This window comes from Paenibacillus sp. GCM10028914, assembly GCF_042666275.1.
Classification (GTDB): domain Bacteria; phylum Bacillota; class Bacilli; order Paenibacillales; family Paenibacillaceae; genus Paenibacillus_AQ.
On sequence record NZ_JBHTFO010000018.1, the window covers coordinates 502,675 to 529,347 of the forward strand.

General features: G+C 41.0%; 26 protein-coding genes. 24 read left to right on the forward strand and 2 right to left on the reverse strand.

Annotated elements, in window-relative coordinates:
- The first annotated feature begins 2 nt into the window (after positions 1 to 2).
- The 14 genes from ACFQV5_RS22800 to ACFQV5_RS22865 all read left to right on the forward strand — a co-directional run bounded on the left by ACFQV5_RS22800 (position 3) and on the right by ACFQV5_RS22865 (position 11,027).
- Entirely contained in the window at positions 3 to 368 is a 366-nt protein-coding gene (locus tag ACFQV5_RS22800; RefSeq protein ID WP_379250296.1) for an SdpI family protein, read from the forward strand.
- A 117-nt stretch (positions 369 to 485) separates the two neighbouring features.
- On the forward strand, positions 486 to 776 hold the full coding sequence (locus ACFQV5_RS22805; protein ID WP_379250298.1) for a hypothetical protein: 291 nt from the start codon (positions 486 to 488) through the stop codon (positions 774 to 776).
- An 88-nt stretch (positions 777 to 864) separates the two neighbouring features.
- On the forward strand, positions 865 to 1,827 hold the full coding sequence (locus tag ACFQV5_RS22810; protein WP_379250300.1) for a C45 family autoproteolytic acyltransferase/hydrolase: 963 nt from the start codon (positions 865 to 867) through the stop codon (positions 1,825 to 1,827).
- A gap of 27 nt (positions 1,828 to 1,854) precedes the next feature.
- Positions 1,855 to 2,505, forward strand: a complete 651-nt coding sequence (locus ACFQV5_RS22815; protein ID WP_379250302.1) for a DJ-1/PfpI family protein — start codon at positions 1,855 to 1,857, stop codon at positions 2,503 to 2,505.
- Between the two features lie 78 nt (positions 2,506 to 2,583).
- A complete protein-coding gene (locus ACFQV5_RS22820) occupies positions 2,584 to 3,012 on the forward strand; it encodes an NUDIX domain-containing protein (RefSeq protein WP_379250304.1) in 429 nt (142 codons plus the stop codon).
- Between the two features lie 91 nt (positions 3,013 to 3,103).
- Positions 3,104 to 3,457: an acylphosphatase gene (locus ACFQV5_RS22825; protein WP_379250306.1), complete on the forward strand. Its 354-nt coding sequence runs from the start codon at positions 3,104 to 3,106 to the stop codon at positions 3,455 to 3,457.
- A gap of 254 nt (positions 3,458 to 3,711) precedes the next feature.
- Complete coding sequence (locus tag ACFQV5_RS22830) at positions 3,712 to 4,575, forward strand: GNAT family N-acetyltransferase (protein ID WP_379250308.1); 864 nt, start codon at positions 3,712 to 3,714, stop codon at positions 4,573 to 4,575.
- A 117-nt stretch (positions 4,576 to 4,692) separates the two neighbouring features.
- Positions 4,693 to 5,193 carry an NUDIX domain-containing protein gene (locus ACFQV5_RS22835; protein ID WP_379250310.1) on the forward strand — a complete coding sequence of 167 codons (501 nt, stop codon included), beginning with the start codon at positions 4,693 to 4,695 and terminating at the stop codon, positions 5,191 to 5,193.
- Between the two features lie 42 nt (positions 5,194 to 5,235).
- A complete protein-coding gene (locus ACFQV5_RS22840) occupies positions 5,236 to 5,670 on the forward strand; it encodes a GNAT family N-acetyltransferase (protein ID WP_379250312.1) in 435 nt (144 codons plus the stop codon).
- A gap of 253 nt (positions 5,671 to 5,923) precedes the next feature.
- Positions 5,924 to 6,961, forward strand: coding sequence for a serine hydrolase domain-containing protein (locus ACFQV5_RS22845; RefSeq protein ID WP_379250315.1), 1,038 nt, complete (start codon positions 5,924 to 5,926; stop codon positions 6,959 to 6,961).
- Between the two features lie 189 nt (positions 6,962 to 7,150).
- Entirely contained in the window at positions 7,151 to 7,834 is a 684-nt protein-coding gene (locus ACFQV5_RS22850) for a helix-turn-helix transcriptional regulator (RefSeq protein WP_379250317.1), read from the forward strand.
- Positions 7,835 to 7,865: 31 nt separating this feature from the next.
- Positions 7,866 to 9,044, forward strand: a complete 1,179-nt coding sequence (locus ACFQV5_RS22855) for a MalY/PatB family protein (RefSeq protein ID WP_379250318.1) — start codon at positions 7,866 to 7,868, stop codon at positions 9,042 to 9,044.
- Between the two features lie 31 nt (positions 9,045 to 9,075).
- Positions 9,076 to 10,560, forward strand: coding sequence for a Na+/H+ antiporter NhaC (gene nhaC / locus ACFQV5_RS22860; RefSeq protein ID WP_379250320.1), 1,485 nt, complete (start codon positions 9,076 to 9,078; stop codon positions 10,558 to 10,560).
- Positions 10,561 to 10,643: 83 nt separating this feature from the next.
- Positions 10,644 to 11,027 (forward strand): RidA family protein, encoded by a 384-nt coding sequence (locus tag ACFQV5_RS22865; protein ID WP_379250322.1) that lies wholly within the window; start codon positions 10,644 to 10,646, stop codon positions 11,025 to 11,027.
- A 172-nt stretch (positions 11,028 to 11,199) separates the two neighbouring features.
- Here ACFQV5_RS22865 and ACFQV5_RS22870 read toward each other — a convergent pair whose 3' ends face one another.
- Positions 11,200 to 12,822 carry a glycosyl hydrolase family 18 protein gene (locus ACFQV5_RS22870; protein WP_379250324.1) on the reverse strand — a complete coding sequence of 541 codons (1,623 nt, stop codon included), beginning with the start codon at positions 12,820 to 12,822 and terminating at the stop codon, positions 11,200 to 11,202.
- A 240-nt stretch (positions 12,823 to 13,062) separates the two neighbouring features.
- Between ACFQV5_RS22870 and ACFQV5_RS22875 the strand changes: the two genes are divergently transcribed.
- The 3 genes from ACFQV5_RS22875 (at position 13,063) to ACFQV5_RS22885 (ending at position 16,973) form a co-directional block, all read left to right on the forward strand.
- Positions 13,063 to 14,046 carry a LacI family DNA-binding transcriptional regulator gene (locus ACFQV5_RS22875; RefSeq protein ID WP_379251144.1) on the forward strand — a complete coding sequence of 328 codons (984 nt, stop codon included), beginning with the start codon at positions 13,063 to 13,065 and terminating at the stop codon, positions 14,044 to 14,046.
- Positions 14,047 to 14,244: 198 nt separating this feature from the next.
- Positions 14,245 to 15,480, forward strand: coding sequence for an MFS transporter (locus tag ACFQV5_RS22880; RefSeq protein WP_379250326.1), 1,236 nt, complete (start codon positions 14,245 to 14,247; stop codon positions 15,478 to 15,480).
- A gap of 11 nt (positions 15,481 to 15,491) precedes the next feature.
- Positions 15,492 to 16,973, forward strand: coding sequence for a glycoside hydrolase family 32 protein (locus ACFQV5_RS22885; protein ID WP_379250328.1), 1,482 nt, complete (start codon positions 15,492 to 15,494; stop codon positions 16,971 to 16,973).
- 176 nt (positions 16,974 to 17,149) lie between these two features.
- Here the strand turns inward: ACFQV5_RS22885 and ACFQV5_RS22890 are convergent, their stop codons facing one another.
- Entirely contained in the window at positions 17,150 to 17,254 is a 105-nt protein-coding gene (locus ACFQV5_RS22890; protein WP_379250330.1) for a DUF6254 family protein, read from the reverse strand.
- A gap of 152 nt (positions 17,255 to 17,406) precedes the next feature.
- Here ACFQV5_RS22890 and ACFQV5_RS22895 point away from each other — a divergent pair, with 152 nt between their 5' ends.
- From ACFQV5_RS22895 to ACFQV5_RS22925, 7 genes are all read left to right on the forward strand, one after another.
- Positions 17,407 to 18,216 (forward strand): phosphodiester glycosidase family protein, encoded by an 810-nt coding sequence (locus ACFQV5_RS22895; protein ID WP_379250332.1) that lies wholly within the window; start codon positions 17,407 to 17,409, stop codon positions 18,214 to 18,216.
- A 147-nt stretch (positions 18,217 to 18,363) separates the two neighbouring features.
- Positions 18,364 to 20,145, forward strand: coding sequence for a histidine kinase (locus tag ACFQV5_RS22900; RefSeq protein WP_379250334.1), 1,782 nt, complete (start codon positions 18,364 to 18,366; stop codon positions 20,143 to 20,145).
- Positions 20,120 to 21,757: a helix-turn-helix domain-containing protein gene (locus ACFQV5_RS22905; protein WP_379250335.1), complete on the forward strand. Its 1,638-nt coding sequence runs from the start codon at positions 20,120 to 20,122 to the stop codon at positions 21,755 to 21,757. Before ACFQV5_RS22900 ends, ACFQV5_RS22905 begins: the two co-directional genes overlap by 26 nt.
- Positions 21,758 to 21,917: 160 nt before the next feature.
- Entirely contained in the window at positions 21,918 to 22,856 is a 939-nt protein-coding gene (locus ACFQV5_RS22910) for an ABC transporter permease (protein ID WP_379250337.1), read from the forward strand.
- A 21-nt stretch (positions 22,857 to 22,877) separates the two neighbouring features.
- A complete protein-coding gene (locus ACFQV5_RS22915; protein ID WP_379251146.1) occupies positions 22,878 to 23,789 on the forward strand; it encodes a carbohydrate ABC transporter permease in 912 nt (303 codons plus the stop codon).
- Between the two features lie 61 nt (positions 23,790 to 23,850).
- Positions 23,851 to 25,419 (forward strand): ABC transporter substrate-binding protein, encoded by a 1,569-nt coding sequence (locus ACFQV5_RS22920; RefSeq protein ID WP_379250338.1) that lies wholly within the window; start codon positions 23,851 to 23,853, stop codon positions 25,417 to 25,419.
- A gap of 190 nt (positions 25,420 to 25,609) precedes the next feature.
- Positions 25,610 to 26,671: an AAA family ATPase gene (locus ACFQV5_RS22925; protein WP_379250340.1), complete on the forward strand. Its 1,062-nt coding sequence runs from the start codon at positions 25,610 to 25,612 to the stop codon at positions 26,669 to 26,671.
- Positions 26,672 to 26,673 lie beyond the last annotated feature (2 nt).

The window sequence follows — 26,673 nt, forward strand, 5'->3', positions numbered from 1 at the left end:
TCATGGAAGATAGCCAAATAGGAAGTTTAATTATTAGCCTACTAACAGGACTAGGCATGTATGTGGCTGGACTTATTTTAAAGAAAAAACCTCCTGGAATGATAAATTCAATATATGGATACAGAACCAAGAGATCAGTGAAGAATCAATTATTATGGGATGAAGCCAATAAATATAGTGCACAAATAATGATGAGATACGGATTGGTCTATGCTTTAATAGGTTCAATATTAAGTGTTCTATTTGAAGGGAGATACACTTCGCTTGTTATTTTTGGGATGATATTGATTCCTATCACACTTTTAATAATAAAGACTGAAAAACGATTAAAAGAACTTGATACAGAGATAGAAAAAAGACTTTATTAGTCGAAATAAATGATTAGCAGAATCGTTTCAGAAGCATAATATAAACTATTATGATTTCTCTTATGACCGAAATGAAGTTGATTCGCGAAACATTAATTTTGATAGGAGGTAATAGAAATGAAGCGAAGATATTTCCTTATGATGGCGATGTTGATTATGCTAATGTCTCTACTAACGGGGTGTATCCCAGGAGATGGAAGTAACAATACTCAAGATCCTGCAGGGTTTTTTATGGGGGTATGGCATGGATGGATTGCTCCTATTTCATTAATAATTGGAGCATTCAACGATGATATAAGACTGTATGAAACCTATAATTCCGGATGGTGGTATGACTTTGGCTATTACATCGCGATCATAAGTGGTTTTGGAGGAATCTCACTTTTTCGTCGTAAGAAGCTGAGATGAGTAACGGGAAAAAATGTGGAATGAAGTTACCGAGGGTATATGTCACCTAACAACGTATATACACTGAAAACTTGGATGGAGGACAAGAATGCTCAACATCACCTTGCGTGGAACCCCTTACGAAATTGGTTTTCAACATGGAGAAACACTAAAACCTTTAGTAAAAGGAATTGTCCAGCATTTAGTACCTTCAGATATGGAATTTCAACATAAAGATGTAGAAGAAACTATTACGCTATTGAAAAAGAACTTTCCGGAATTATTGGAGGAAATGAAGGGTATTGCGGATGGGTCCGATATACCCTTTGAGAAAATTGTCAGCTTGAATATAAAAATTCTTCACTACTGTACAGTTATTGCTTTTGAGGAGTCAGATGTAGGTCCCATATTGGGTAAGAACTTTGATTTCCCAGGTTACGCATTCCAAACGCTTTTTCATGTAATACCCAACAAAGGCCACAGCTTTGTTCATTTAGGATGTGCGGGATCAATTTCATCTTATGGCGGCATCAATATAAAAGGCCTAGCGATGGGACATGCTGTCGTTTTCCTGAGAGAACAAGAGAATGTTTTGGGGATTCCTATTGCTTTCGTTAGAAGGCTGGCTTTGCAATATTGTAGTACAACAAAAGAAGCGATTGAGTATGTTGCTAGCATACAGACTCAAAAAGTTGGTGATAACATTTTGTTCTTGGATAGCAAAGGTGAAGCTAGAGTTATAGAAAAGGCTCCAAAGAGTTTCCAAGTTCGCAAACCGGAAAGTCGGATTGTTTACTGTACAAATTCTTTTGTACATGAAGATCACAGTCATTATATTGATGATGGATCCGATGGTTCCAATCGACACAAAGCTTTAGGTCATTTACTTCCACACGACAATTTAACTGAACAATCATTGAAAACAATTTTAAGCAACAAAGAGGGCAACTATCCAATTTGCCGAAAGACTACACAAGTAAGTTTCGTGGCTTTTCCAGAAAAATTAATGTTAAAAGTGACCGATGGAAAACCTGTTGCTGAAGGATATAAAGATTTCATAATTACATTGTAAAATAATAATACAATACCGGAGAACATTGTGAAAAAACAATATAACGTAGGAATTTTGGTATACGATTTCATTGATATTCTAGACTTTGCGGGCCCTTCAGAAGTGCTCTCATTATCTGCATTTTCTAATTTTGAACAAAATATCATGTTGTATAAAAGGACTTTACCCCATAGAAAACCTTTCCATATTAAAACTGTATCAGAAACAGGAAATCCAATTAAAACTCATACAGGAACTGTGATCCTGCCAGATTATAGTTTGAATAATGCCCCTCAATTTGATATTTTAATCATTCCTGGTGGCCCATTACGTGCTGTAAATAAAGTAATAAAGAATAGAAAGATAATTGACTACATAATTAAATCACAAAATATCGAAATGATATGTACTGTGTGTACAGGTTCACTAATTCTAGCGGAAACCGGGCTCTTGAAAGGAAAGGTAGCCACAACTCATCATATGGCCTTGTCTTTACTTAATAAATCTACAGGTATTCGAGTTGTAAAAGATAAAAAAGTAGTTAAGGATGGAAATATCATTACATCTGGGGGAGTATCATCAGGAATAAATATGGCGTTGTATCTTGTTGAAAAACTTGTAAATAAAGAAACAGCACATAGAACAGCTAAAATATTAGAGTTTAATAGCTATTTAGAAAGTGAATTAATGGAGGGCTAAGTTCGGCGGACCCACGCTTACTCTCGGGTTAAAGATAGAAGAATATTATGGAACTATCACTTGGGAGGTTAGTAGTATATGAATAAACTAATTGGGGCAGCCTCACTTATTCTTGATGATGAGAACAAAATATTACTTGTGAAGCACAGCTATGGAAAATGCAATAGGGATTTACCAGGAGGTAAATCAGAAGAGAAGGAATCAGCAGAAGAAACAGCTAGGCGAGAAGTTAATGAAGAGATCGGATTGAATGTGAAAATCGAAAAGCTTACTGGAATCTATTATGACCCTCAATATGATATGCATCATTTTGTTTTCGTGGCAAAGAATGAAGATACGAATCTTAAGCCGAAACCGAATTCCCCAGAGATTTTAGAATGCGGATATTTCTCAATAGATGATCTACCAAAACCAATGTCTGATTTTACATACAACAGAATTGCAAACTTCCTTAATAGTAGCGAAGTCGTATTCAAGGTCATTGGACCAAGACAATGGATTGAATAGAAATCGAAGTCTGTTGACATAGTCCCTTTCGCCCTTTAAGTCTACCGGATTCGTGAATATAAGAATGTTATAAGAAAAGGGGGAAAGAAGAATGAGTGTTTTTAAGAAATTTAGGAATGATTATGTAATCTGGCATGCAAATCGTATAAAGATTCCTGAGTTTATACCTAGTATAATAGTAAGAAAAAAAGTGAGTTTTTCTGGAAAAGTGCAAAAGGTAGGATTCCGTTTAGAAATATATTGTATAGCTCGAAGAATGAAATTATCTGGGTGGGTGAAAAATTTAAACGATGGGAGTGTGGAAGCAGAATTACAAGGGGAAGAGACACAAATTGATTTTCTGGTCAATTGCATGCGGTCATTGAAACGGGCATCTGTACAGAAAATGACTATAATTGATCTTCCTATTAAAGCGAATGAAGTAAGTTTTGATATAGTGGAATAAAGAACATATAAGAACGTTAGATAAAACACTAAGAAATGAAGGGAACTAGGAAGCAAGATAATGCTGTAATAGACCTTATTCAGTCGAGTGGTCTTCAAAGAATAAAAAGCGACTTGAAGTCGCTTACATTAGAATCAGTTCGGATATGGACAGAGGTTGAACTAGAAAAAATTATTCCTATCTCTGATTCGAAATTAGGAGGTAGACCTGATCTCCTTCCGTGAAATCAAATTGAATGTGTGAGGTACAACATCATGAAACAATATAGCTTAGAGCAGGCAGAAAAGAACTTATTTGCTGTTCATCAAGTTATCTATTCTAACTCTGATATTGAGATGTGGTATGACTGGAATACTCGCTTGGATGATACGAAGTTCACAGATCAATGTTTTTGGATAACATGTGGTGATGACAGAATTGGAGGAGTTATAAAGCTTAATGATACTTTAATGTATCCTTTTCTAATCCCTCCATTTTCAGATCGAGAATTACTGTGGAGGATATTATTAAACTGTTGTAAAGATATAAGAAATATCAACGGAGTCCTGCAAGATGACGTAAATATACTGCTGTCATTAGGTTTTAAAGTAAATGTAATTCGGCAGGTAATGAGCTGTCCTACAGGGGGAAGTAAAAAATCCGTAATTCCTGATGGATTTTCTTTTTATTTGTTGGACGATTCTTTTGACAGAACAAAATTTAAAAATGTAATGAAGGAAGGATACCAAGGAGGAATTGATTACGAGATCTTTGGTGTTCCCGATGATGATAAGATAATAGAGGATTTATCGTATCTATTTCAAGTGTATAAACATAGGAATCTATCGATATATGTCGTAAATGAACAGAATCAGGAAATCGCTGGACTTTGTATAGCAGGTATAAGCGAGAAGATGCCACTAGGATTCGCAGAGATCGGAGAATTATGTGTTGTTCCTCAATATCGGAATAAAGGCATTGCAGAGTTCATGATAAATAATATAAAAGATGCTGCTAACTCCTGTACTGAGGTTGTTAAATTATGCGTTACTGTTGGTAATCATGCAGAAATACTTTATAAGAAAGTAGGATTTCAAGCTGGCGATAGATTTGCTAGAATGAGTAAACGATCAATGTAGTAATGATTTAGGTGATTTTCCTGAAGTCGAACTCTCAAACTTCGGAAAACAACATATATACGTTGCTCTGCTATGCTCTTTGGTCTGCTCAAACTAAACATGGAGAGGGAGGTATTCATGGAAATAAGACAAATGGCAACTGCTTTTTTAATTAATGATGACAAAGTATTGATGATGAAAAAAGCTAGGAGTAAGCTTTTTGATTTTGAATTTTGGGGAGGCATTGGAGGTCATCTTGAATATGATGAACTAAATTTCCCAATGAAAGCTAGCTATAGAGAAATTGAAGAAGAAACGGGAATTAAAAAGAGTGATATTATAAACTTTAAATTGAAATATATATTGATAGAGAATAGCAGTGGGGAAATTCGACAGCAATATGTTTATTTTGGAGAAACAAAACGTATGAACTTTATCTCTTCTGATGAAGGGGAATTATATTGGATACATAAGAATGAATTAATGAATTTACATACGTCAAAGATTATTAAATTTACGATTGAACATTACTTAGAGAACCCAAATCTTGAGGATATTTTAGTGGGAACAATAACGGCTAATCATGATTTGACTCCACTACTACAATGGGTAACAACTAAAGAAACTGTGAATTTCTGATATTTATCTAAGATTAACATAATGAATATAAGGGGAGCACTAATGATTACACTTAAGGAGATAGATCGAAATAATTTTTTTGATGTTATTAAGTTGAAGGTAGCTGAAGAACAAAGTGATTTTGTAGCGTCAAATATGTTTTCGCTCGCACAGGCTAAGGCATTCCCAGAGTGTGTTTGCTTGGCTATTTATCACGATGATATTCTAGTGGGATTTACGATGTATTGTATAGATGAAGAAGATAAAGAATACTGGATTTATCGGTTAATGATAGATTCTAAGCATCAATCAAAAGGATATGGCAAGGCTGCGATGGAAAAGCTCATTGAGAAGATTAAAGAAGATATACAACATCGGGTTATATACATAAGCTTTGAACCAGTGAATGATTGGGCAAAGCAATTATATGAAAAGCTCGGTTTTGCAGAAGATGGTCGAGTGATAGATGGAGAGGTCGTCTATAAATTGGAGTATTAATGAGGAAAAAGAGAATTATATCGTTCAGCTATTCACGTTGCAGCAGGTACCCACATCTAGATTCATAATGAAAATGAACAGACCCGAACGACCCAGCCTTAGATACGCTTATCTTAGGCTGGGTCGTTTTATGAATACAAGAACATGGGCGGGAGATCTAGAAATAGTAATAGAGGATAACCCAGTTTTTGAAACGGTTAAAGTAAAGTGTTACCATAGTAAAGAATATACATATAGATGGAGGTATACTGGAGTGAGCGAACAATCGATATCATTTGAACGAATATTTCAGACTGTACAGCAGAATGTACAGAATAATAAATGGCCGTCGGCTGTTTTTGGGGTTACCGATAAGGATCATTGTCTAGATATACGCTCGTTTGGTTCTTATCCAAATGGCGAAAGTGTTGATAGTACAAGCATTTATCCGATCTTCTCCATCACCAAACCTATGATAGGTTTATGCATTATGCAGCTATGGGAACAAGGCTTGTTGCACCCTGAACAGCTTATCAAAGATATCATTCCAGAATTTCATCAACATGGAAAAGACAAGCTTAGACTGTGGCATCTTCTAACTCATACCTCTGGCTTGGATCAATCCTACGCAGCAGCTTGGGGACAGGGAATGGGTGAGCCTGATGGAATGAATCATCCCAAGTTGTTCGCTACTCTGAAGGACAGCCACTTACAAGGTACACCAGGAACTGCTGTGAGCTATAACAACATGGCATTCACTATTCTTGCTGAAATCATAGAACGTGTATCTGGAGAATCGTATGATACCTACCTAAAATCGCATATCTTTGAACCGCTTGGTATGAAGGATACCGGCTTTGGAGGACCCGAGCTGGATCAGAACCGCCTACCACGAGTTGCAGGAGCAGAAGCAATGGGGGATCGAATGGATCAAGCCATAGCGGCCAAAATGCCTTCGGGTGGACTTTTTAGTACAGCTGATGATTTATTACGATTCGCGAGAGCGATGCTGAATGAGTCCCGTTATGAGCAGGATCGTCGATTGATTCAGCCATTAACCTTCAAGCAGATGATTACACCCCAGACGCTTCACCTTGATGAAGTGGATTCTGATTATGGATTCGTATGGAAGATGCCAGTTCGTCATAAGGGTTATATTGAGCGTAACATATACGGGCATAATGGAATGGGTGGCTGTATGTTGTGGATGTATCCGGAGCAAGAAGTAGCTTTTGTCCTCATGACAGGGCAGCTCGCTCCTACCGTAGATAACATCCATATTCATAATGTGTTTGCTTCTTGTTTCAAATAATTAGAATATATAGCAACATCAAAAAGCCTGTACACGTCACCAAAGTGGCGTTGCGGGCTTGTTTTTTTATGATGATAAAATAGTTGAAAACGTTTTATTGATATGATATGATTTTATCAAGATAATAAATTATTATACAGATGATAAAATAGTCTTAGGTTATTTGGAAGAAGAGAAGGGAGTCTAGATATGATGGGGAGTGAGAATCGGCAGTATCTTGAGAAGTTTTTTCCGATTGCATCCTTTATTGCAGCGATCATAGGTCCTAAATGTGAAGTAGTCGTGCATGATATCAGTGATCCGGAGCGCTCGATTGTTCATATTGAGAACGGTTACATTAGTGGTCGTAAAGTGGGAGATGCATCCACTGACCTTGTGCTAAAAATCCTCAAATCCGAAGCTTATCATGAGGAACAGTACATTGCGAACTACAAAGCTTCTGGTAAATTGGGTCAGAGCTTCCGCTCGTCCACCTATTTCATAAAAAATGATCAGAATAAGTTGGTTGGACTGCTATGTCTGAATATTGACGTCTCTCATATGGAAGTAGCTGCTGAATGGATTCAGCATATTTTGCAGGGAGGACCTAATCCATATGTGTCGCAAACTGTGGCAGAAACTCCGAAGGAGGACAAGCAAACCACGGAATATTTGCAAGGCAATGCGGATGATTTATTACAGCACATGGTATCTTCGGTCATCGGCAGGTTAACGATCCCGCCGGAACGTTTATCATCGCAGGAGAAGATTGAGATTGTCCGCGAATTGAACGAGCTTGGAGTTTTCCTGCTGAAAGGCGGCGTTTCACATGTAGCAAATTCATTATCGATATCAGAACCGACGGTATATCGCTATTTACAGAAGTTGAAATAATAAGACATCCAGAACGAATCAAGAGGGTGAAATGATGGTTTATAACTTTGATCAAGTAATTAGCAGATTAGGTACCAATAGTGCGAAGTGGGACGGAGCAGTGAAAACCTTAGGAGAAGATATGATGGTTATCTCTGTTGCAGATATGGATTTACAGGCGCCTCCCCAAGTCGTGAATAAGGTAACTGAGATGGCAAGACACGGAATTTACGGATATACCGATCCATTTCCTCCTTATTATGAGGCTGTTCAGCATTGGCTTGATAAAGCTTATGGATGGAAAGTACCGCAAGAATGGATTGTGTTCAGTCCGAGGATTATTCAGGCAGTATCCATTATGATTCAGAGATTCACAGAACCGGGAGACCGAATCCTGATGCATACCCCGGCTTATCAACCTATCGCCAGTAGCGTTGAAATGAATGACAGAAAGTTCGTTGAAAGTCGGTTGCTGCTCAGAGATGGACGATACGATTTTGATTTTGATGATATGGAGCGGCACATGCAGGCAGGAGTTAAGATGCTTCTGTTAATCTCTCCGCATAACCCGACAGGACGTGTATGGAATCGGATGGAGCTCGAACGTATAGCGGACCTTTGCATTCGTTATGATGTATTGATAGTATCGGATGACATTCATGCCGATTTTATCCACGAAGGACACGAGCATACTATTATCGCCAAATTGTCGGAGCAAATCGCGGAACGCTCAATCATATGTACATCGCCAGGTAAAACCTTTAATCTAGCAAGTCTTGAAATCGCTAACATTGTAATTCCGAATAAACAGTTAAGAGAGCGGTTCCAATATGGTTTACGTCAGGCCGGCATTCATAATCCTACTTTTTTTGCCCCTCCTGCTTTGGAGGTCGCATACACAGAATGTGATGATTGGCTTTCGGAGCTTCGGAATTATATTAGGGACAATATTTCGTTTACAGAAGCTTATTTTGCGGAGCATATGCCTGAGCTGAAAATCGTGAAAGCGGAAGGGACCTATCTTCTTTGGGTAGATTGTAGAGATCTTAGTAAAAATGAAAGCGATTTAATCGAATGGATTCAGAATAAAAGTCGGGTTTGCGTCAGCTTTGGTACTTCTTTTGGCGCTGTTGGCGAAGGATTTATTCGCCTGAACATCGGTGCTCCCAGAGCACTATTGAAGGAGGCCTTTGAACGAATGGCCAGCAATTACCCTTTAGTTCACAGATAATTTTTACATCATAGTTAGGGGGAACCTCACAATGGCTGTATCAAGCAAGGAAAAGACGATTAAGCAACCTACTCTGTTTTTAGCTTTATTGCCGATTGTCACTATGATTTTGCTACTATGCTTAGGGTATGTTCTGTTCGAATTGCCTCCTGAGCCATTAATCATCGTCTCCACCGTTGTTGCAGGTATTATCGCCATCAGGCTGGGGCATAGCTATGACGATATTATGGGCTCGATCGCGCAAAAGATCGCCAAGACCATGCCGGCCATCCTGATTCTGATTACTGTCGGGTTTATGATTGGTGCCTGGATGATCGGCGGTACGATTCCGATGATGATCTATTATGGGCTTGATATTATTAATCCGCAATTTTTGCTGATTACTGCATTCATTGTTACTTCTATTGTTTCTTTGTGTACAGGTACCTCTTGGGGATCGGCAGGTACGATCGGGGTAGCGTTTATGGGGGTTGGAGCGGGCCTGGATTTAAATCTGGCGGCTGTTGCCGGTGCTGTTGTAGCGGGGGCGTATTTTGGTGACAAGCTTTCGCCTTTATCAGATACAACGAATTTGGCAGCGCTATCAACTGGGGTTAACTTGTATGAACATATTGGTCATGTTCTCTATACGACGGTACCATCATTTATCGTTGCAGGAACGGTGTTCTTAATCACCGGATTTAATAGTGGTGGTTCTGATATGGCGATTCCTGAGAAGGTTGTTACGATTATGGATACGTTAAGTTCGGTATTTGACTGGAATTTGTTCTTACTGCTTCCGGTATTGATCGTACTGTATGGGTCTATTCGTAAAAAGCCTACCATTCCGGTTATGTTAATCTCTTCGTTTGTAGCAATGGCCAACGGTATGGTATTTCAAGGGTTTACACTGCATGATGTCATTACATCTGTCATTAATGGTTTTGATGTAGCTATGGTTAACGTACAAGGCTTTGATGCAGCTGCTGTGATTCCAGACATTCCACGTCTTCTGAACCGCGGTGGAATGAATTCTATGATGGGTACATTGTTGATTTGCTTCTGTGCCATTACGTTTGCTGGTACGATTTCGCTCACGAAGTCACTGGAATTGATCGTAAATAAGATCCTCAAATATGTGCGTTCGACGGGTTCGCTGATTATGGCGACAATTGCTACCGGACTGACCATGATTGGGGTAACAAGCAATGGTCAGGTATCCATATTGATGCCTGGTGAAATGCTTCGTGAGGCGTATATCCGCCGAGGTTTGCATCCTAAGAATCTGGGCCGGACGATTGAGGATTCCGCTTCGATTATTGAGCCGATCTTGCCATGGACTGCGGCAGGTGCTTACATGGCGGGTACGCTTGGCGTCGAGACTCTTTCGTATTTGCCTTGGGCAATCCTGTGCTGGACAGGTATTATCTTCGCGACGATCTGGGGCTTCACAGGTTTTGGAATTACCAAGCTGACCCCAGAGCAGCAACAGGAAATGCTGAAGGAGTACGATGAGGTAAAAGCAGATCAAGCTTGATAGGTTGGCGAACTGTATACCAATTGAAAAGCAAGAAAAACTATGAAGCGCAAGTGATGCGTGAATAAAGGGAGAGAATATCTATGACAAATCTAGAGAGAAAAACGATCGCAACTTCTAACGCTCCAGGAGCAATCGGACCTTATTCACAGGCTGTGCAGTTTGGAAATATGATCATAACCTCAGGGCAGCTTGGAATGAATGCTGCGGGAGAGTTCCCGGCTTCTGTATTAGAGCAAGCCAAGCAATCGTTGTCTAATGTAAAGGCGATATTGGAAGAAGCGGGGTATGGTATGGAGCACGTAGTCAAGACGACGGTCTTTTTAAAGGATATGAATGATTTCCAAGTCGTTAATGAAGTGTATGCCACATTTTTTGCGGAACCATATCCAGCGCGCAGCGCCGTTCAGGTTGCGAAGCTGCCGAAAGACGGCCTTGTGGAGATTGAGGTTATTGCGGTGAAATAACAATTACTTGGTGAGCTCCGAAAACGAGAGAAAATAGAAGCATTGTAATCAAGATGTGCAATAGAGAAAGAATGACCCATGGAAGATTCATATGAATGGAGTTTGACAACAACCATTACACAAATGAATCAAACCATGGGTTATTTTACATTTTCAACTGATAGAATAAACGCTATTTGCTCGTATCTCGCTTCACAACTTTGTAATCAGCAGCCGTGTAATTCCCCATGTACCACAAGGACACCCCGTGAAGACCATAGTACTTGGCCAGCCAGATCTTGGCCTCGATGCTCTGTTCATCCTCGTACCAGATCACATGACTGCCACGGTCATCTTGAAATGTAATTTTCTCTAAAAAATAAGGATAGTCAAATACAGATTTGCTGCCCGTTTTAGCTGCACGCTCTTCCACAAGTTTAATGGCCGGATTTTCAAGCGTAATCGTTCCATCCTTGCGTGTAATCCATTGATTGGCTTGTTTGGAGATCCCGAGAATCAGCTTATCCTTCGGAATATCCTTGAGCGCAGTCTGTATAGTTTCATTTACTAATGGAAGTGGAGCTGAAGGCAGGTTGCTCTCCAAATGTGTATAATCGTATGCCATCACAATCACTTGATCTGCAATTGCACCGATTTGGCGCAAGTCATACCCTTTATACCATTCCGTTGGGGGAACCGCTACCGACAGGGTGTGTCCATCAAGTTCCTGTTTTAACGCCTTTAGAAAGGCGACAAAAGCAGACTGCTCTGATGAATTTTTCAACCCTTCAAAATCGATCGAGATCCCCGTGAATCCATATGGATTATCCTTCAATGTATCACGAACGGATTGGATGAAGGCTTTCTGCGCTGGAAGATCCTTCAGAAACTTGCTTAGCTTTTGATCCTTGTTATCTGAAAACACACTCAGCTCTTTCTGAACCTGATTCTGATCTGCGATCTGTATGGCAGATTCCCAGCCACTTGGTACAGAATAAAAACCATTATCCAGATCCAGAGCTGCTGTCCCATCAGAGGTATAGGACAACTCAGCCCAACCGAATTTCACTTCATTTAAGATTTGCATCTGCTGAGCCTGCTTGAAAGATTCAATAGCATAGTAACCAATGCCAGCTACCTCGGTATCTTTTATCCGTTCATTGATCATTCGTTCGATGATTACGGCGGCTTCTTTGCGTGTCAACGATGCTTTTGGTCTGAACTTACCTGCAGCGTCGCCAACCATCATGTCCAGATGAGCACTATAATAGAGCTCTGCCTGATAACTGGAATGAATTTGCGCAGCATCTTTGAACTTTCGTGTGTTCGCCTCAGCTTTCCAGCCTGTTTGATTCCAGCTAACCCGCTCCTGATCATCCATGTCTTGAAGCAGCATACGACCGGTAAGTACAGCCACCTCTTCTCTAGTAATCTCTTGAGTAGGATTAAATCGATTGTTCTTAATCATAAAGTCAATCAGATCTTGATCAAAGGCTGCTTTAATATAAGGATATGACCAACGCTTAGGGTCTTGCATATCTTGTAACTTCATGGTTTGGGTTGTGGAGGAATCTACCTGAAGCCCAGCCATCAACATTTTTACAAAAGCTTCTCTCGTAAGAACGGCATTTCCTTTATACATACCATTTCCCATACCCGATATCACATCTAATGCAGATAACTTATAAATACTGCTGGCGGCCCAATCATTCTTAACGTCAGAATATGGTTTCATTTGTGCGTTATATGCGAGTGAACTGCTTGTCCCAGCACAAAGCATGAGGGCCATTGAAAGTGAAATAATCTTCTTAAGCATAATATCCTCCTATATTTGGCTTTCCCGAACCTACAACACATCCTTATTCTACCATTCTAACCATCTTCTTAATAGTATTTATTAACAATTGATAGTCTCTGTGTCTTGATTGAACTGGAAGTTTGGATTCAGTGGATAAGAGAGACTCATAACCCGTGTGAGCATGTTATTTCATGTTTAACCATGTTAGAATATTAGAATAATAGGAGATAGGGCATGGAGAAGGCAGGGAAGCAAACAATGAAACCTAAACTTAATGATGTTGCACAATTAGCTGGAGTCTCACCCACTACGGTTTCTCGTGTGCTTAATAATCGAGGCTATATCAGTCAGGAGACGAAAGATCGAGTTCATGAAGCGATGAAGCAACTGAATTATTTTCCTAACGATGTAGCGCGATCCTTATTTAGTAAACGAACCAATTTGATTGGATTAATCATTCCGACAACAAGTAACCCATTTTTTGGGGAGCTGACTTTTCATATTGAAAATATCTGTGCGTCATTAGGTTATAAACTGCTATTATGCAACAGCTTGAATCAGCTGGATAAAGAAGAATCTTATGTGGATATGCTCATGCGCAATCAAGTTGACGGAATTATTGTAGGGACACACAACCGGGGAATTGTGAATTACGACCAGAAGAATATTGCGGTCATTGCAATCGATCGTTTTCTATCTGACACGATACCTGTTGTAGGATCGGATAATTACATGGGCGGAAAAATGGCATCAGAGTTACTTATTCAGAAGGGATGCAAGCATATCCTGCATATAAATGGGCCTGTTGAATTAGAAACACCGGCAAGCTTAAGACGAAAAGCATACGAAGATGTGATGAAGCAATATGGGCGGGAAGCGATTACTTATGAAGTACATGATCCGTTCCATCAACAGAACCATGATGAACCGATTGGGCGCCTCCTTGATGAGCATCCTGAAGTAGATGGCTTGTTTGCGAGTAATGACTTGGTGGCTGCATCCTTTATTACTAATGCAAGAAAAAGGGGCAAACGTGTTCCTGAAGACATTCGCGTCATCGGATATGACGGCACAGAAACGACGCGTAACTTACTTCCAGAGTTAACGACGATTCAGCAGCCTATACAGGAAATTGCAAAATCTGCTATTGAGCTGCTCGTTAAAGAAATTGAAGGAGAATTCAGTGATGTGCCGCGGGAAACTTACCTGCCTGTGAAGCTGATCGAAGCTAGTACAGCATAATAATGTGTATCCCCAGAGGTATTGTTATTAATAAATGGAGCTATCCTATGGAGAGTTGAAACCCATGCAGATAGCTCTTTTTTCTTACCCTAACATGTCAAGCGGTTGACATATGAAACCGGTTGACATATAATCGATTTGTAAGTACGAAAGTGCTTCCATACACATTTAATAGACAACTTTAGAGGAGCGTTAGAAATGAGACAATCAAAGAGCATGTACTGGAAACTAAGCGCCTATTTCTTCTTTTTCTTCTTTACATGGTCAGCTAGTTATTCTTTGTTCTCCATCTGGCTAGGGCAGGAAATTAGTTTGAATGGTACGGAAACAGGTATTATCTTTACTGTAAACGCTATCTTTGCATTATGTATGCAACCGCTTTACGGATATATCTCCGATAAAATCGGATTAAAGAAGCACATTTTATTTTTAATCAGCGGGTTGCTTTTATTCGTTGGTCCATTCTATATCTTTATCTACGGGCCGCTACTTCAATACAATGTATTTCTTGGCGCCATTGTCGGCGGTTTGTACTTAGGTGTTGCGTTCTTGGCGGGGATCGGAGCTATCGAATCTTATGTTGAGAAAGTCAGCCGCAAATATGATTTTGAATACGGAAAATCACGGATGTGGGGATCACTAGGATGGGCAGCAGCAACATTTTTTGCCGGACAGTTATTTAATATTAATCCGAATATTAATTTCTGGATTGCATCCGTTTCAGCAGTTGTTCTCTTTATCATTATGATGACCATCAAAGTTGAAATGACCGAAACGGAGATGGAACGCGCAGAATCCGTTAACTTGAAGCAAGTAGGTATGTTGTTTGCAGATAAGCATTTTTGGTTCTTTATTTTCTATGTGCTCGGTGTTACGTGTATTTACAATGTGTATGACCAGCAGTTCCCAATTTATTTCTCATCGACATTCTCGACTGAGGCTCTTGGCAACCAAGTCTACGGTTACTTGAATTCCTTCCAGGTGTTTTTGGAAGCAGGGATGATGTTCTTAGCGCCGTTTATTGTTAACAAAATTGGAGCTAAGAAGGGCTTGATTTTGGCGGGGTTCTTAATGGCTTTCCGTATTATGGGATCTGGCTTAGTTGTAGGACCTTACGGTATCTCGGCTATGAAATTGATCCACGCATTGGAGCTGCCAATCATGCTGATCTCCGTATTTAAGTATTTGGCTGCTAATTTCGACACACGTCTGTCATCAATCTTGTATCTAGTGGGTTATCAGTTTACGAGTCAGGTAGGCGCTTCGATCTTCTCGCCAATTGCCGGGATGATGTATGACAGCAGAGGTTTTGCAAGTACGTATGTATTTATGGGGCTATTCGTATTTGCCTTTACGGTAATATCAATTTTCACATTAAAGAGAGATCCTAAAAAGTTAGAGCCCAAAGCTAAACCAAATATTGAAACAGCATAGGAGGAAGACAAATGATCACATATAGCAACAATACGAAGCAAGCTGAGGAAGCTTTGAAACAGGCTGAATCGAAGATGAACAAGCGTTACCGCTTAGGCTATCATATTATGGCACCTGCTAACTGGATTAACGATCCCAACGGATTGATTCAATATAAAGGGGAATATCACGCCTTCTATCAGCATCATCCTTATGATGAGAACTGGGGGCCGATGCACTGGGGTCATGTAAAGAGCAAAGATCTTGTGCATTGGGAGCATTGTCCGATTGCATTAGCGCCGGGAGATGCTTGTGATCTTGATGGCTGTTTCTCAGGCAGCGCAGTGGACAATAACGGTGAGCTGACATTGATCTATACCGGTCATCACTATATTGATCAACCGAATAATATCTTTTTCCAGAATCAAAATGTGGCAGTAAGCACAGACGGCATTCATTTTACAAAAATAAATCAGAACCCTGTAATTGCTGAACCTCCTGCAGATAGCTCCCAGCATTTTCGTGATCCGAAAGTTTGGAAGCATGGGGACACTTGGTACATGATCCTAGGTAATAGTACAAAAGAAGAGGTACCGCGTGTAATTCTATATACATCACCAGATCTTAGAGCTTGGACTTATCAAGGTGTGCTATTGCAAGGAGATAAGGATATGGGCTTTATGTGGGAGTGCCCTGACTTCTTTGAACTGGGCGGTAAGCATGTATTTATGTTCTCTCCACAAGGTATTGAGGCACAAGGGGATAAATACAATAACTTGTTCCAGACGGGATACTATGTTGGCGAATATGATTATGACAAAAACGAATTCAAGCACGGGGAGTTCATTGAGCTGGATAACGGTCATGACTTCTATGCAGTTCAGACTTTCCAGGATGATCAAGGTCGCCGTATTGCAATTGGCTGGATGGATATGTGGGAAGCGGATATGCCGACAAAGGCAGACGGCTGGTGCGGTGCGCTGACGATTCCTCGCGTGATTACGCTAGGTGAGAATAATAAGTTGCTGATGAATCCGGTAGAAGAAATGAAACTGCTTCGCCAAAGTGAACATGTTGTGTGTCAAGACTGCGTTATCTCTAAAAGTAATTTGACGGAAGTGGATGAGGATCTGCTTGAAGTGAAGGCTGTGTTCGATCTGACGAAGACAAGTGCGGACGTGGTAGGCTTGAAGCTTCGCGGTGCAGGGGAAGAGGAAACGGTTATTACTTACTCCATCTCGAATCAAAAGCTTATGCTTGATTGTTCCAAGTCCGGTAAGAATACGGATGGCTTACGCCGTACAACCTTAAATGCGGGTGGAAAGTTGACACTCCATGTTTATCTGGATCGGTCATCGATTGAACTGTTTGCAAATGAAGGTCAAGCGACAATGACAAGCCGCATTTATCCAAAAGGGAAGCTTCAAGGGATTGAACTCGTAACAGAGAGTGGAGAGGCTTACGTGGATGGACTGACATTTTGGAATCTGAAAGATATCTGGCAAGCTGAATAACATCGAGAAAAGGCTGCTATCTGAGGTCATTACAAAGACTTCAGAAGTGGTCTTTTTTTTGTGAGCAGATCTGCTGTTATCATGACATAGGTAACATGAGACAGGCGACAGATGACACCTGTCTCATGTATAAACATAAGAAGCGGGATGGAGCAAGTGACTAAAGTTATTCCTTCTTATTCTTTCGCGAGCTCGCGTAAGGATTTGATCTTTCCGTGTGGATGCTGTGTTTGCTTACGGATCTTGGTTGCATTTTCACGACGATTCTTCGGAATAGACATCAGACATTTCTCCTTCGCTCTCATATTATCATTCAACCTTTTGCACGATAGGTTTGGCAGGCAATATACAGATCATGCAATGATTGAATGTAACAATATCATTCCCATATACGTTATAAATATGTTGTTACAAATAAGAGGGGCGAGAGGACATGAAAGGGACAGGTAATGAGAAGGTTGGCGCTATAAGACGTTTTTTACCGATATATTTATGTGCTTTAATTCTACTTCTCGGGAGCGTAACCGGATGGTATCTTAATAAAGATAAAGAGGGTACTCCAGAAGAAGTCAACTACTATCAAATTTCCGCTGACAACGGTATACAGCTACATGTATTGCAAACAGGTCCAAGTCGTATTTCGCTTAGTAGCATAAACGACAACGTCGTGCGAGCTGGAATCAGTGGAATAAACGGTGGATTCTTTTGGGAAAATCAGCTGCTTAGCATCGCGGCTATGGATGGCATGCCCGTAAACGGAAGTCCTAAAGAATACGGTTCGGGCTGGTATAACATCAAATACGCACGAGGAACCATCGTATATGACCGGGTCACGGGAATGATTGATGTGCAGCGAGCTGCAAGCGTAGATGATCTAGATATGACAGACGCTACAAAGTTCTGGGCGCAGGGCGGTGTCAGTATGAATATAAAGGACGACAACAACTGGTATGCATTAGCCGTCAAAGAAGAAGGATTGCCCTTTCCTGACGATGAGCGCTTTCGCAGCGGTATGGCCTACGATAAATCTGGGGAGGTCTACCTCATCGTTACTTCTACTAAATGTACTGCAGAGAACTTTCGCACTGCTGTTAAGCGAAATATTGCCGTAGGAAATTTGAGTGAGGCTATCTTTCTAGACGGAGACGGTTCCTCACAACTACTTGCTGGCGATGTGAAACTAAAGGGTGACAACCGGACGGTACTGCAGATGATCGGGGTACAGGAGGATATGGAAGATTAGAAAAAAGAACCATGAAATGATGTATAGGTGACAAAACAATGTAAATTGTCATATTATTTGATAAACCTTGAAGGAACCACTTCATTTCCAGCGAATTACAGAATATTGATAACGATTTCATTTTGAGTCACATAGTGAGGATAAGCCATGAATAATCGTTTTAGATTTTCTTTGCGGTTCAAATTTATTGCCGGTTTTTCGTTGATCATGGTACCGCTTGTCTTGTTCCTATACTTCAATAATGTCTATGCTATGGGTGTTGTTCGAGATCAGGTTTCTTTAACAAATCGCAATTATGTCATAAAAAATGTAGAAGAAAATGAACGGATTCTGAAGGAAACAAACCGATATTTATACAGTCTCGGGGAACAAGACCCAGATATCATCTCTTTGTTTTTTTTACAGTATGGAAGTGGTGATTACACGATTGCCAAGCAGCGGATTGTGAACAAATTTAGAGCGGATCTTGGATTTTATGATTTGTTAGACGGTTTATTTCTATATGATATCGTCCATCAGGACACCGTCTTGGCGTCTCAAAATGGGTATGACGAAAAAATGACTGCGATCAAGGGAATGATGCCTGAGGCTTCACGCATAAAAGCGGATGTTTCTTCTTATAAGTGGGAGATTATACAGATCAAAGACACCTATCATCTCGTGAAAACGGTCAGAATTAATGAGCAGTTTATTGCTGGGGCATGGGTACCGATGGACAGCCTCAATCAACGGGTTCATAGCACGGAATGGGGCGAAGGTGGGGGCTCTGTGATTCTATCAAATCAGGGAAATCCGCTATCCAAGACGGAAATGCCCAAGGAAGTGGTAAGTCTAGCTTCCCTTAATAAAACAGCACTCACGAAGCTATATCAGGTTGTTGAACAAGGAGGAGACAAAAATCGCTATTTGATGATCGGTGTGCCTGCTCATGAGGACGTCATCAATTATGTGGTCATGCTGCCAGAGGCCAGCATTATGCGCAACTTGCCTGTATTCCAGCAGATTATCCGTCTGCTGCCGTTTGCTGCATCGATTCTATTATTCCTTGTACTCTTCTTTCTAAGGCAAGTTCTGTTCAAACCGATGAACACACTGATTCGAGGGATGAAAAAGGTTAGTCGAGGGGAATTGGATGTGAAGCTCGGGCCATCTTCTTCTCCTGAATTCACGTTTGTAACACACACCTTCAATCAAATGACCGCAGAGGTTCAGGATCTAAAGATCGGAATGTACGAAGAGCAGCTTCGTGTCCAGGAGGCGGAACTCAAACAGCTTCAGATGCAAATTAACCCCCACTTTTATTTGAACTCACTCCATATCATTCACAGTTTGGCAGCCTTGCAAAAGCATGATCTTGTTCAGAAAATGGCGGAACATCTCGGTGGCTATTTTCGGTTCAGCATGCAAGCTGACCGTAACTTGATTCCAATTAAAGATGAACTGAGGCATGTAGAGAACTATCTCGAAATTCAGAGGCTCCGATTTCCACATCAATTGAAATACGAGCTGGAGCTAGATCCACGGTGCGAAGATATGTTTCTTCCTCCACTAACCGTTCAGCCCTTTGTTGAGAATAGTGTTCTCTACGGTTTCAAGAAAGGAAGAGATACGCTTGTTATTACTATAGCTGTCATTTATTTACCTGAAGAGGAGTTGCTGGTCATACGGATTCAGGATAATGGGCCAGGTTTTCCTGAGGATATACTTCTTCGGCTACAGGAAGGGGAATATACCCCGGAGGAAAAAACGGGAAGAAGTATTGGAATCTGGAACGTACAGCATCGTCTGCGGAAGATGAAAGATGCGAATGCTGAACTTCGGTTTGACAATGGTGCGGATGGTGGCGCGTATGTACAAATAAAAATGAAATATAAGTACCAAAGATCTGGGGAGGAGATTACGAATGTACAGCTTGCTCATCGTGGATGATGAATATTATGCTGTCGAAGCCATGCTGCATGCTGTGGATTGGAAGCAGATCGGTATTCATCATGTGTATACAGCGATGTCAGCGGACGAAGCTCGGAGTGTGCTCCTAAAGAATCGAATTGATATTATGATCTGTGATATTGAGATGCCAGAAGAAGATGGGTTATCTCTTCAGATCTGGGTGCAGCAGCATAAGGACCAAGTAGAAACGATATTTTTGACGGGGCATGCAGAGTTCTCATACGCACAAAAGGCAATTCAACTGCACAGCTTCGATTATTTGTTGAAGCCTATCAATTCAGTAAGCTTAATGGATACGGTCAAACGAGCCCTCGAAAAAAGAATGCAGAACGTGGAGTTTACCAAATTGGCTGAAATTTATGAGGCGTATGCGAAAGAAGATCATTCATGGAAGCCAAAGCGCATAACTCGCTTCTGGAAAGATCTTTATTCCTCTCGTTATCCGATCAGTGAAGCAAAAATGAAGGAACTAAAACGAATCTATCATGTAGATATTGATCCAGATACGTTTATCCTGCCAATATTGTTTCGCGTGGAAGAGTGGTTGCGAAAATTTCCTGATCAAGATCTGGATATTTTAGAGTTTGGGCTGTGTAATGCTGCCGAAGAATTGGTTCTGAATGGGAGAGCGGGTGATGCGGTGGCCGATCAGCGTGGATATGTTCTGGTTCTGTTCTATGCTCCTGACCAGCAATCGCAAATCCGAGATCTTCTAGAGACTACCTGTAAGGATTATATGACCAGATGTACTGCTTATCTGTCATGCCGTTTGTCCTGCTATATCGGGGAATGGACGCCGATTAAAAATATGCCGGAGGCTTATCGTAAATTGATGCAGGTCCACAGGCATAATGTGGCGGGTAGTGATGGAGTTTACTACATGCAGACGAATAAAGAGAACAGCTTATCTTCAACTGAGCTCGTGCCATTACCATGGGCATCTGACATTTCGTTACTTATGGAAACAGGGAAAATAAAAGAAACTTTACACAGAGCAGATGAACTCATCGATTGGATACAGGAACAAAAGCCATTATCAGCGGAGTTACTGCAATCCTATTATCACGCTATGCTTCATTCTATTTACCCGCTACTTCATAAGAAGGGTATTACTCTTCGTAGTATTTATCCGGAAGAGGAGCCGCAGGAATCGGATGTTACGAGATCATTTACAGCGCTTCGAGCATGGGCGCATGATTTAATCTCTCATGCTGGATTGCTTCTTCATCCAGGAGGAGAGGATACACACTCGGTTGTGAAGCAGGTATGTCTCTATATTGATGCGAAGCTCGAATATGATCTGGGGAGAGAGGAAATCGCAGAATTTGTCGGTTTTCATCCTGCCTACCTATCGAGACTGTTTAAGAAGGAAAAAGGCATGTCTCTTAGTGACTATATATTTCAAGCAAGAATTAAAAAAGCGCAGGAATTACTGCTGAACACAAATTCCACCGTTACAGATATAGCAAGCAAAGCGGGTTATGTAAGTTACACCCATTTCACTAAAATGTTCAAGAAATATACGGGGCTTACTCCCCAGCAATACCGTAGACAGATCGGGATTGAGACAGAAGAAGAGCGGACGCTGTGAGCGTCCGCTCTTTTTAAATAACATACGATGTCATCAAATGACATAATAAGAGGTTACGAAATTACGTATTTATGTGGCGGTTTGATTCTTATAATGAAGTTAACACGAGGGTGGAAGGGGGAACATTGAACTTATACGAAGGAGGGAAAGGTGTAGAGCAATGCCAAAGCCAATAAAGAAAAAGAAAACCATGCTGTACAATCTGGGCAAATACAAAGTGCTGTATCTCATGTTTTTGCCAGGGATTGTGTTTCTGCTCATAAATAACTACTTGCCGATGTTTGGGGTTCTCATTGCATTCAAGAATATCAACTACACAGATGGGATTCTCGGAAGTCCTTGGGCTGGGCTAGATAACTTTAAGTATCTGTTCGGTACCTCGGATGCGTGGGAAATAACACGTAACACACTGGCTTATAATGTGGTGTTTATTCTGCTGAATCTTGTACTTGGTACAGGGCTTGCCATTTTATTGAGTGAAGTAAAGGGGAAATTCACTTCAAAGTTTTATCAGTCGGTTATGCTGCTTCCCTACTTTTTATCGATGATCGTGATTAGTTATCTGGTACTCGCTTTTCTAGGGAGAGATTCTGGGTTCATGAATACGAGCTTTTTGCCGCTCCTTGGGAAAGAGCCTGTTGACTGGTATTCCGAAACGGAATACTGGCCGTATATTTTGCCCTTTGTGAATACCTGGAAGAATATCGGATACTATGTAGTCATTTATTTGGCTGCCGTCATTGGAATTAGCGAAGAGTATTATGAGGCTGCGGTGCTTGATGGTGCGAGCAAGTGGAGTCAGGTCCGCTATATTACGGTTCCGTTCCTATACCCGCTGATGATTGTTATGACTTTACTGCAGATTGGACGTATTTTTTATGCGGATTTCGGTTTGTTCTATCAGGTTCCGCTCGAATCGGGTGCTCTATTCCCGGTAACGAATGTACTTGATACCTATGTCTATCGTACGTTCTTGATCGGCGGTGACATTGGTATGTCTTCAGCGGCCGGTCTATATCAGGCGGTTGTCGGATTTGTACTTGTACTGGTGTCTAATAGCATCGTTCGTCGTATCAACAAGGATAACGCACTATTTTAGAAGGAGGAGAGATCTTTGCAAATGGGTCCCGCTAGTAATCCGCTTCATGTCTCCAAGCGATCGGGAGCTGTCATTCATGCTTTTTTCATCTTTTATGCAGCTCTATGTATCCTGCCACTCATTCTTGTACTCTCCATCTCGTTATCCGATGAAACGACGGTGATTGCAAATGGGTATCGGTTTATTCCAGAAGTATTTAGTGTAAACGCTTATGAATTTTTGTTCAAAGATATGGAACAGATCATTCGATCGTACGGCGTATCTATAGTTGTAACGGTCGTGGGTACACTTGTCAGCGTAGCATTAACCGCATTGTATGCTTACCCGCTATCTAGACGTGATTTGCCATATCGTGGTTTCTTCGCTTTCTTTATTTTCTTCACGATGCTGTTTAACGGCGGATTGGTACCTTGGTACCTCGTCTATGTTAATTTACTGGAATTGAAAAATACCCTTTGGGTATTAATTATGCCAATGCTGATGTCTCCATTCTTTGTTCTGGTCATGCGAACATTTTTTGCTAATTCAATACCGATGTCGATTCTGGAATCGGCTAGAGTGGACGGAGCAGGAGAATTTCGTACCTTTTTACGGATTGTTCTTCCGTTATCACTACCTGTATTGGCTACGGTTGCCCTGTTCAGTACGCTTAATTACTGGAACGATTGGTACCTCAGCATGATATTTATCTCTGATAATAAAACGATCAGCCTTCAATATCTCATGTATCGAACACTGCTTGATATCCAGTATCTTACCTCTAACTCCAATGTGGCTTCCCAGATATCATCACAGGGAGGTATGCTGGATCTTCCGAACAAGACTCTGCAAATGGCAATGGCCGTTATTGGGATCGGGCCGATTGTCCTGGCGTATCCTTTCTTCCAGCGTTATTTCATAAAAGGGCTCACCGTCGGTGCGGTGAAGGGCTAAATACTTTTTTAGATATATGTATTCTTAAAACGCGTAAACTATATTAGGGAGGGTCATGTTCATGAATGGAATTCCAGTAGGAAGATTTGTAAAACGTAAAATGTCCATTATTTTGGCAGCAATCACTGTATTTGCACTCTTATTGAGCGCATGTTCGGGAGGTGGAAAGACGGCTACACCACCTTCGGAGGAACCAAAGACGGGTGGAACGACTGAAGTTAAAGAAGAAGTGAAACCAGAAAAGTCTTATGAAGTCTCTTTGTTCTATCCGGGAACACCTCAGAAAGATGTGGCAAAAGTCGAGGCCGAGATTAATAAATATATGGAACCTAAAATCGGAGCAACACTTAAAATAAACGCGATTGACTGGGGACAGTGGGACAATAAGCTCAACCTCATGATATCGTCTGGTGAGAAATCGGATATTATTTTTACGGCTGCATGGCAGAATTACACGGTAAACGTAGCAAAAGGTGCATTCTTACCTTTAAATGATCTGCTCGATAAAGCTGGTCCAGATATCGTTAAGAATCTTGATCCTGCATTCCTAGAAGGTTCGAAGGTAGACGGAAAGAATTACGGTGTTCCGACAAATAAGGAACTCGCGGCAACTCGCGGTGTGCTGGTTAGAAAAGATTTGCTTGAAAAATATAAGTTGGACATTACAAATGTAAAGACATGGGCAGATCTTGAACCGCTGCTTAAGACGATCAAGGAGAACGAACCAAGTGTAACTCCGTTCTATATGTCCAACTCTACCGGTAACGGATTGTTAGATAATTTGGATTGGGACTATCTCGGTGATGCATCGGTGCCTGGTGTCATTCGCAAAATCGGTACAGAAACTACGGTTATGAATGAAGTTGATACACCGGAATTTAAGGAAGCAGCTGCACTAGCTCGCAAGTGGTATGAAGCCGGATATATTAACAGTGATTCTTCAACATCCACGGTGTTCCCGAAAGATCAGGCCAAAGCAGGCAAAGTCTTCATGTGGACAGATGGCATGAAACCAGGAAAAGATAAGGAAGAAGAGAGTTATGTAGGTTTCCCTCTGACTCAGATTGAACTCACACAACCAACCATTACAACAGGAGATGCATCTGGAGCGATGCTTGCCATCTCCCGTACCTCTGAAAATCCGGAAAAGGCAATGGAAGTTATTAACCTGCTTCACTCAGATCCGTTTGTTAACAATCTGCTCAACTTTGGTATTGAAGGCGAACACTATGTGAAAAAAGAAGGCAGCGAAAATATCATCAGTCTGCCTGAAGGTACAGATCCGAACAGCCGGTCTTATAATCCAGGAGCACAGTGGCAGCTCGGTAATCAGTTCCTCAACTATCTCTGGGATAATGAAGATCCTCAAAAATGGGAGAAGTTCAAAGAATTCAATACTCGTGGCGTAAAATCACCAGCGCTTGGATTTACATTTAACAGTCAGTCGGTCAAAAATGAAATTGCCGCTGTAAATAACGTAAACAAACAGTTCAAACCAGCACTTACCTCCGGTGCAGTAAATCCGGATGAAATGATTCCGAAATATGCAGAGAAGTTAAAAGCAGCCGGTATCGATAAAATTATTGCAGAGAAACAAAAACAGCTGGATGCCTTCTTGGCTAATAAATAATCTTAAGACATGATTCTTAAAAAAAGGAACCGTATCGAGTATTGATACGGTTCCTTTTTGGTACAACATCGGAAATAAACCTACTTTTCACAACTAACGACCCGGCCTGACTTATCTTCTCTATTTAACCGCCATACTGGCGGTTTTTGCTATAATAAGATTATCTTTCAAGAAAAAAGGAGTAACTCTATTGAATCTTGCTGTTCCTGTTACACAGTCACAATTGATGCAAATTTTACTTAATGTTTCTGTTATTCGCCCCGTCTTTATTTGGGGTGCCCCAGGGATTGGGAAATCAGCTCTAGTCGAATCGTTCGCCGATCAAGTTGGACTTCCCTGCGTTTCACTATTAGGCTCACAGCTAGCGCCAGAAGATATTATAGGCGTACCTCAGATCGTTGAGGGAAAGAGTCAATTTTGTCCACCTAAAATGATTGCTCGCGAAGAACCCTATTGTTTATTTCTGGATGAGCTTAATGCTTGCTCGCAAGAAGTTCAAAAAGCATTCTATAGTCTTATTCATGAACGCCGAATAGGTGATTATCATCTTCCAGAAGGCTCTATTGTCATCGGTGCCGGAAACCGTGCTCAAGATAGTGCCATTGTAAAACCGATGTCTTCTGCACTTATAAATCGAATGTTTCATGTTCAGCTACAGGTATCGTTTCAGGACTGGATTTCTTGGGCGTACGAGAGCGAAATCCATCCGATCGTTATAGAGTATTTAGAATCTCGCCCAGATCATCTATGGAGTGCTCCTCCAAAAACGGAAGAACCATTCTCCACACCAAGATCCTGGCATATGCTTTCCGATGCTCTTCGTGAGTTTGGTGATAATCTGTCACCGGAAGTCGTTGGTATTTTGGCGAGTGGTTCATTAACTCCTGCTCATGCGACACAATTTAAAGCTTTTTATAAAAATCTGAGTGGGAAATATCAGTTGAATGCTATCTTAGAGGGCAAGGTTCCATTTCCTTCTGCTGCTGAAGATCGTGATGTTCTTTATTTTCTGGCTCAATCTTTCCGGGCGCAAATTATTAAAGAGCTGCCTGCCAGAAAGGATGAGATCAGTGGGAGCCATCGGCAGTTTGCTCACACGGTGAAGAAACTGATTAAAGACTTGTCCGCTATTAGTTTCGAAATTGCTCAGCTCGTTGTTGCGAAGAATGATCAATCCTCGAATATTCCTGATTGGCTGATGGTCGAGATTGTGCGTGATTTACCACGGCTTGCAGTCAAAGATAAGGGGTAACG

Excerpts from the sequence above, each read along its gene's own strand:
- nhaC (WP_379250320.1), top strand. The coding sequence starts at position 9,076 with ATGGCTGTATCAAGCAAGGAAAAGACGATTAAGCAACCTACTCTGTTT.
- ACFQV5_RS22910 (WP_379250337.1), top strand. The coding sequence starts at position 21,918 with ATGCCAAAGCCAATAAAGAAAAAGAAAACCATGCTGTACAATCTGGGC.
- ACFQV5_RS22800 (WP_379250296.1), top strand. The coding sequence starts at position 3 with ATGGAAGATAGCCAAATAGGAAGTTTAATTATTAGCCTACTAACAGGA.
- ACFQV5_RS22900 (WP_379250334.1), top strand. The coding sequence starts at position 18,364 with ATGAATAATCGTTTTAGATTTTCTTTGCGGTTCAAATTTATTGCCGGT.
- ACFQV5_RS22875 (WP_379251144.1), top strand. The coding sequence starts at position 13,063 with ATGAAACCTAAACTTAATGATGTTGCACAATTAGCTGGAGTCTCACCC.
- ACFQV5_RS22915 (WP_379251146.1), top strand. The coding sequence starts at position 22,878 with ATGGGTCCCGCTAGTAATCCGCTTCATGTCTCCAAGCGATCGGGAGCT.
- ACFQV5_RS22830 (WP_379250308.1), top strand. The coding sequence starts at position 3,712 with ATGAAACAATATAGCTTAGAGCAGGCAGAAAAGAACTTATTTGCTGTT.
- ACFQV5_RS22895 (WP_379250332.1), top strand. The coding sequence starts at position 17,407 with ATGAAAGGGACAGGTAATGAGAAGGTTGGCGCTATAAGACGTTTTTTA.
- ACFQV5_RS22825 (WP_379250306.1), top strand. The coding sequence starts at position 3,104 with ATGAGTGTTTTTAAGAAATTTAGGAATGATTATGTAATCTGGCATGCA.
- ACFQV5_RS22870 (WP_379250324.1), bottom strand. The coding sequence starts at position 12,822 with ATGCTTAAGAAGATTATTTCACTTTCAATGGCCCTCATGCTTTGTGCT.
- ACFQV5_RS22920 (WP_379250338.1), top strand. The coding sequence starts at position 23,851 with ATGAATGGAATTCCAGTAGGAAGATTTGTAAAACGTAAAATGTCCATT.
- ACFQV5_RS22810 (WP_379250300.1), top strand. The coding sequence starts at position 865 with ATGCTCAACATCACCTTGCGTGGAACCCCTTACGAAATTGGTTTTCAA.
- ACFQV5_RS22905 (WP_379250335.1), top strand. The coding sequence starts at position 20,120 with ATGTACAGCTTGCTCATCGTGGATGATGAATATTATGCTGTCGAAGCC.
- ACFQV5_RS22880 (WP_379250326.1), top strand. The coding sequence starts at position 14,245 with ATGAGACAATCAAAGAGCATGTACTGGAAACTAAGCGCCTATTTCTTC.
- ACFQV5_RS22840 (WP_379250312.1), top strand. The coding sequence starts at position 5,236 with ATGATTACACTTAAGGAGATAGATCGAAATAATTTTTTTGATGTTATT.
- ACFQV5_RS22865 (WP_379250322.1), top strand. The coding sequence starts at position 10,644 with ATGACAAATCTAGAGAGAAAAACGATCGCAACTTCTAACGCTCCAGGA.
- ACFQV5_RS22820 (WP_379250304.1), top strand. The coding sequence starts at position 2,584 with ATGAATAAACTAATTGGGGCAGCCTCACTTATTCTTGATGATGAGAAC.
- ACFQV5_RS22835 (WP_379250310.1), top strand. The coding sequence starts at position 4,693 with ATGGAAATAAGACAAATGGCAACTGCTTTTTTAATTAATGATGACAAA.
- ACFQV5_RS22890 (WP_379250330.1), bottom strand. The coding sequence starts at position 17,254 with ATGTCTATTCCGAAGAATCGTCGTGAAAATGCAACCAAGATCCGTAAG.
- ACFQV5_RS22850 (WP_379250317.1), top strand. The coding sequence starts at position 7,151 with ATGATGGGGAGTGAGAATCGGCAGTATCTTGAGAAGTTTTTTCCGATT.
- ACFQV5_RS22805 (WP_379250298.1), top strand. The coding sequence starts at position 486 with ATGAAGCGAAGATATTTCCTTATGATGGCGATGTTGATTATGCTAATG.
- ACFQV5_RS22885 (WP_379250328.1), top strand. The coding sequence starts at position 15,492 with ATGATCACATATAGCAACAATACGAAGCAAGCTGAGGAAGCTTTGAAA.
- ACFQV5_RS22855 (WP_379250318.1), top strand. The coding sequence starts at position 7,866 with ATGATGGTTTATAACTTTGATCAAGTAATTAGCAGATTAGGTACCAAT.